This window comes from Oleiphilus sp. HI0061, from assembly GCF_001635675.1.
Map to the genome: position 1 here is coordinate 1 of NZ_LWFE01001242.1, position 1,399 is coordinate 1,399.

Consider the following 1,399-nt stretch of genomic DNA (forward strand, 5'->3'; position numbering starts at 1 on the left):
CTTTTTAATAAGGCTATGCGCATTGGGAACTGTGATGCCTAGCTGCACGCTGGTGATTGCAGATAAGTCAGGTAAGTCATCGCCCACGTAACATATTTGGTCAAAGGAAATACCGAGTTCTTCGCTAATTTCACCTAGGGCAATTTTTTTGTCTTCTCTTCCTTGAAGGATGTTTTTAATGCCAAGGTCTTTTGCGCGCCTCGCCGTTAGTGCTGAGGTTCGACCTGTGATAATAGCGACTTCGATATCATGCTTCATTAGTGCTTTAATTCCTTGGCCATCAAGAATATTAAAGGCTTTTAGTTCGTCTCCTTGTGCAGAGAAATAAACACTGCCGCTAGTCATGACGCCGTCAACATCGAGTGCGACGAGTTTAATACTGGCTGCTTTATCTGCAATGTTTTTTGGAAGTGCGTTAAAAGTCATGTTGGTGGCCCTAAAGTCTTAGTTGTGAAGTTGAAGGTGTTGTAACTAGGCAAGTACAGTTTGTTCGTACAATACATAAAGGTAGCCACCATAGATAGCAAGTAATAGCGTGCCGGCTACCGGTCCAAGGCTGTTCTTCTTGGTTGCGTGCTTGATATAAACCATGGCAGCGAGCCCGAAGGTCAGGGCAAACATGAGAGCGTAGTCTCGGAATAGTGTCTCTTCACTAATCGGGATGCCACCCTGTGAGATTGGGTGAAGAAATGCAGGAATTGCTAGCACTGCTAATAGATTAAACAAGTTTGAGCCGATAATGTTTCCCAAGGCAAGGTCGTGATGGCCTTTAAGGGCGCTTGCAATGGAGGCTGCAAGTTCGGGTAGGCTGGTTCCAATGGCAACAATCGTTAAGCCGATGATGATTTTGCTCACGCCGAGCTCGGTAGCGATGCCAACTGCCCCCCAAACCAAAAGCTTTGAACTGGCGAGCAATAGAGCAATACTTATAGCTAGAAGAATGTAGGCTTTTTTTGCAGAGATGGATCTGCTGTCTTCTATTTCATCGATTTCTCCCGCGGGTGCGTTTTGAAGTTTGGCGAGAGCAATGAGTGAAATAAACAAAATTATAGATAGTGCAACACCGTCGAGTGCATCCAGCATGCCGTCACTGAGTAATAGGGTGGCCAAGAAAGTCGCGACCATGAGTACCGGGAACTCAACCTTCAGAATTGCCTTTTTAAGGGGGATGGCCGAGACCAGTGCTGTTGCGCCAAGTACTAGGGCAATGTTTGCGATATTCGAACCGATCGCATTTCCTACCGCAAGGTGACTTGCATTGTCTAGTGCTGCAGTACCTGAAACAATTAATTCGGGAGCTGAGGTGCCGAAGGCAACAACTGTTAAGCCGATCATCATCGGTGTCATGCCAAGGTTGAGCGCTGTAGCGACGGCGCCACTGACGAATCGGTCAGCACTC

2 protein-coding genes are annotated in these 1,399 nt (G+C 47.0%); both read right to left on the reverse strand.

Annotation, left to right across the window (positions count from 1 at the left end):
• Nucleotides 1-426: HAD family hydrolase (locus A3735_RS19420; RefSeq protein WP_068638493.1), on the reverse strand; the 426-nt coding region annotated here is incomplete at its 3' end.
• A gap of 45 nt (nt 427-471) precedes the next feature.
• On the reverse strand, nt 472-1,399 hold a 928-nt coding region (locus tag A3735_RS19425), incomplete at its 5' end, for a calcium/sodium antiporter (protein WP_068638495.1).